This window comes from Sinomonas sp. G460-2 (assembly GCF_047759905.1).
Taxonomy (GTDB): domain Bacteria; phylum Actinomycetota; class Actinomycetes; order Actinomycetales; family Micrococcaceae; genus Sinomonas.
Map to the genome: position 1 here is coordinate 1 of NZ_JBKZWT010000312.1, position 4,227 is coordinate 4,227.

Below are 4,227 nucleotides of genomic sequence, written 5' to 3' on the forward strand. Positions count from 1 at the left end.
AGGCGGTGCGCGGCACGCTCGTGCTGACGCTCGCCGGCCGTCTCCTCGCCGACGCCGTGGTGCGCCGGCTCATGCCGTAACTGGCCGGCTCATGCCCCGGCTGCCCCGGGGGCCCGGCTACTTGATCCAGCGGAGGTTGAACCGGTAGCGGAAGGGCTGGCCGCGGTTGACCTCGATCCCGGCGGCGACGGACATGACGGCGAGCGCGACCCACACGAGCGTCGCGAGCACCGAGAACACGCTGCCGACCACCGGAATGAACGAGAGGAGGTTCAGGAACAGGGCCGCAAGCGTCGGGGGAAGCGTGAAGTTGAGCGCTTCCTTGGACTCTTGGGCCGTGAACGGGCCGCGATCCTTGAACGAAAGGTAGACGAGGAGCGACGGAAGGCATCCGAGGATGCCGCCGAAGTGCGCGAGTGTGGCCCACTGGCGGTCCTCGCCGGCCGTGAACGGCTCGCTGCCACCCACGTTCCCGAGCCGCCTTTCGTGGGGCTCATGGTGATCCTGCCAGTTCTCGGGCACAGCACGTCCTTGCGGGGTCGGAGGTCTCAGGGCTTGCTCCAAGAATACCGAATCCGTCATACCGGATCACGCCGTGAGGAAGTCGATCACCTCTTCGACCCTGCCCAGCAGCGCGGGTTCGAGATCCGCGTACGTCCGCACCGCGCCGAGGAGCTTCTGCCAGCCCAGCCCGATGTCCTCGGCGGTCGCATGGGGCCAGCCGAAGGCCCGGAGGATCCCGGTCTTCCAGTCGGTCCCTCGGGGCACAGCCGGCCACGCGGGGATGCCGAGGGTCTGCGGGCGGATGGCCTGCCACACGTCAACGTACGGGTGGCCGACGATGAGCACGTTGCCCGCGGCGCCCGGCACGGCGAGGGCCCGCTCGGCGATGCGGCTCTCCTTCGAGCCCGCCACGAGGTGGTCCACGAGGATGCCGAGCCGGCGCTCGGGGCCGGGTCGGAAGTCGGCCACCGCCGCCGCGAGGTCATCGACGCCGTGCAGCGGCTCGACCACGATCCCCTCGATCCGCAGGTCGTCCCCCCAAACCCGCTCGACGAGTTCGGCGTCATGCTTGCCTTCGACCCAGATGCGGCTCGCGCGCGCAACGCGGGCCCGAGCGCCGTCGACCGCTACGGATCCCGAGGCCGTCCGCTTCGGGCCCGAATTCGCGGCCCGGGCGGCCGGGGGAGTGAGGCGGATGGGCCGCCCCTCGAGGAGGAATCCATGGCCCAGCTCGAAGGAGCGCGAGCGCCCCCGACGGTCCTCGAGGGCGAAGACATGCATGCCGCCCGACTTCTCGACGCGGGTGACGGCTCCGACCCAGCCGCTCTGCGAGTCCTCAAGCACCATGCCGAGCTCGATCGGCACGTCCGGGGGAGCGGTCTTCTTGGGGGCCGTGAGGTCGATCGGCCCCCACTGGTCGTAGGACATTGAGGTCCGTTCTCCCTTGCTGCCGAGCTTGTCGCTCAGCTGCCGCTGAGCGGATCCGCTCCATGGTACGCGGGCGGCCGCGGACGCGGTCCCCGACGGGCGCGGCGTGTCCCGTATGCTGGGTTGCTCCGGGGCGGGGCGCATAATGGATCTAGCACTTGGGGAGAGAGAGTGCTAACAAATCGCTCGGAAGCATGCGCACGTCGCGCTGCCGATGTCGTCCTCAGGGGAGGTGGAATGAACGAGCCGCGAAAGCTCGAGGTGCTCCGGGCCATCGTCGACGACTACGTCCACTACCGCGAGCCCGTCGGCTCGAAGGCTCTCGTGGAGCGCCACCGGCTGGGGGTTTCGAGCGCGACGATCCGCAACGACATGGCGACGCTCGAGGACGAGGGGCTCATCATGGCCCCGCACACGAGTGCGGGCCGCGTCCCGACGGACAAGGGCTACCGCGTGTTCGTCGACCAGCTCTCGACCGTCCGCCCGCTTTCGGCAGCCGAGCGGCACGCGATCCAGTCGCTCCTCGAGGGCGCCGACGATCTCGACGACGTCCTAGAGCGGACCGTTAGGCTGCTGTCCCACCTGACCAATCAGGTCGCCGTCGTCCAGTATCCGCAACTCGGGCGCGCCCATGTTCGGCACATCGAGGCTGTGGGCCTCGCGCCGCGCCAGGTCCTGCTCGTGCTCATCGCGGACAGCGGGACGGTCGAGCAGCGAGTCGTGACGGTGGGCGAGGATCTCGACCTCGATCGCCTCGCGTTCCTGCGCCAGAGCTTCCTCGCGTCCGCCGGCGGGCAGCCCGTCGGCCAGCTTGGGGCCAACCTCGCGAGCGTCATGGATACCCTCCTGCCGGAGGACAAGGCCGTTGCGGCCGAGCTCGCGGCAGGGCTCGGTGCCCTCGCAGCGTCGAGCCGAGAAGACCGCATCGTCACGGCCGGGACCGCGTACCTCGCGCGGTCGAACAGCGACTTCCTGCTGAGCATCTCGCCCGTGCTCGAGGCGCTTGAGGAGCAGGTCGTGCTCCTCCGCCTCCTCTCGGAGATGGCCAGCGATCCGCGCGGCGTGGCCGTAGCGATCGGGCACGAGACCGCCGCGGATTCGCTCCTCGAGACCTCAGTCGTGGCCACCGGCTACGGACGGGACGACGCCAAGATCGGCATCTTGGGCCCCACCCGCATGGACTACCCGGCGTCGATGGCCGCAGTGCGCGCCGTGGCACGGTACCTCTCCAAGATCCTCGCCGGAAGCTGAACGCCGGAAGCAGAAGCTGAAGGCTGAAGAGAAAGAAGACAGTGAGCAGCCACTACGAAACCCTCGGCGTGTCCCCGGATGCGAGCGGCGAGGAGATCAAGAAGGCCTACAGAAAGCTGGCCCGCAAGTACCACCCGGACGTCAACCCGGGTGAGGAGGCGTCCGAGCGCTTCAAGGCGGTCACCCACGCCTACGAGGTCCTCTCCGACCCGGACAAGCGCCGGATCTACGACACGACCGGCAACGAGAACGGCACGGACAACGGCTTCTCGGGCGCCTACAACGGCGCGGGCTTCGCGTTCCAGGACATCTTCGAGACGTTCTTCGGGGGCGGCGGGCAGCAGTCCGGCCCCGCGTCCCGAGTCCGCCGCGGCCAGGACGCGCTCATTGCCGTCCGCATCGAGCTCAAGGACGCTGTGTTCGGCGTCAACAAGAAGATCGAGGTCGACACCGCCGTGCTGTGTACACGGTGTGACGGCTCGTGCTGCGAGCCCGGCACCGAACCGGTTCGCTGCGCCGTGTGCGGCGGCTCGGGGCACGTCCAGCGCGCGGTCCGCTCGATCCTCGGCCAGGTCATGACCACGGCCACCTGCCCCACGTGCAACGGCTTCGGCACCGAGATCCCGAGCCCGTGCAACGAGTGCGGCGGCGAGGGCCGCGTCCGCAGCCGGCGCGCGCTCACCGTCAAGATCCCCGCCGGCGTCTCGACAGGGACCCGCATCCAGCTCGCGGGCCAAGGCGAGGCGGGCACCGCTGGCGGGCCGTCCGGCGACCTCTATGTTGAGATCCGCGTCGCCACCCACACCACGTTCACGCGCGACGGCGACCAGCTGCACGCGACCCTGAGCGTCCCCATGACGGCCGCGGCCCTCGGAACAGAGCTCACGCTCGAGACGTTCGACGGCGAGCAGTCCATCACGCTCCGCCCCGGCACCCAGTCCGGCGACGTCGTCACGCTTCCCCACCTCGGCGTCGCCCGACTCCGCGGCGCGGGCCGCGGCGACCTGCTCGTCCACGTCAACGTCGAGGTCCCCACGAAGCTGGACCCCGAGCAGGAGGAGCTGCTCCGCCAGCTCGCGAAGCTCCGCGGCGAGCACGTGGCCGAGGGCAAGCTCGTGGGCACGGGCGGGGGAGTGTTCGCCAAGCTGCGCGACAGGTTCGGAAACCTCTGACGTGTCCAACCCGGTCTTCTTCGTCCCGGCCGGATCCCTCGACGGCCTCGTCGCTGGCAGCACGGCGACCGTGACGGGGCCCGAGGGCAGGCACGCGGCGACCGTGCGTCGGCTTGGTCGTGGGGAGCCCGTGGACCTCGTCGACGGGCGAGGCACGCGGGCACGAGGCCGGGTGTCCCGCGCGGAAGGTGACGTGCTCGCCGTCGTGCTCGACGCCGTCGACCGCGAGCCGCAGCCGCCCTACCGCCTGGTCCTCGTCCAGGCGCTCGCGAAGGGCGACCGGGACGAGCTCGCCGCCGAGGCGGCGACGGAGCTGGGTGCCGACGTCGTCGTTCCGTGGCAGGCCGAGCGCTCGATCGTGCGGTGGAAGGGC

General features: G+C 70.3%; 5 protein-coding genes. 3 read left to right on the forward strand and 2 right to left on the reverse strand.

The annotated features are described in order from the left end of the window. Positions 1-117: 117 nt before the first annotated feature. Positions 118-468: a DUF4870 domain-containing protein gene (locus tag ACLN58_RS18740; protein ID WP_415856757.1), complete on the reverse strand. Its 351-nt coding sequence runs from the start codon at positions 466-468 to the stop codon at positions 118-120. A gap of 120 nt (positions 469-588) precedes the next feature. After that, positions 589-1,431, reverse strand: coding sequence for a DUF3097 domain-containing protein (locus ACLN58_RS18745; protein WP_415856753.1), 843 nt, complete (start codon positions 1,429-1,431; stop codon positions 589-591). 237 nt (positions 1,432-1,668) lie between these two features. On the opposite strand from ACLN58_RS18745, the gene hrcA reads away from it, so the two are divergent. The 3 genes from hrcA to ACLN58_RS18760 all read left to right on the forward strand — a co-directional run. Further along, entirely contained in the window at positions 1,669-2,682 is a 1,014-nt protein-coding gene (gene hrcA, locus ACLN58_RS18750; protein WP_415856754.1) for a heat-inducible transcriptional repressor HrcA, read from the forward strand. A gap of 41 nt (positions 2,683-2,723) precedes the next feature. Continuing rightward, a complete protein-coding gene (gene dnaJ, locus ACLN58_RS18755; protein ID WP_415856755.1) occupies positions 2,724-3,854 on the forward strand; it encodes a molecular chaperone DnaJ in 1,131 nt (376 codons plus the stop codon). A 1-nt stretch (position 3,855) separates the two neighbouring features. Then, on the forward strand, positions 3,856-4,227 hold a 372-nt coding region (locus ACLN58_RS18760; protein WP_415856756.1), incomplete at its 3' end, for an RsmE family RNA methyltransferase.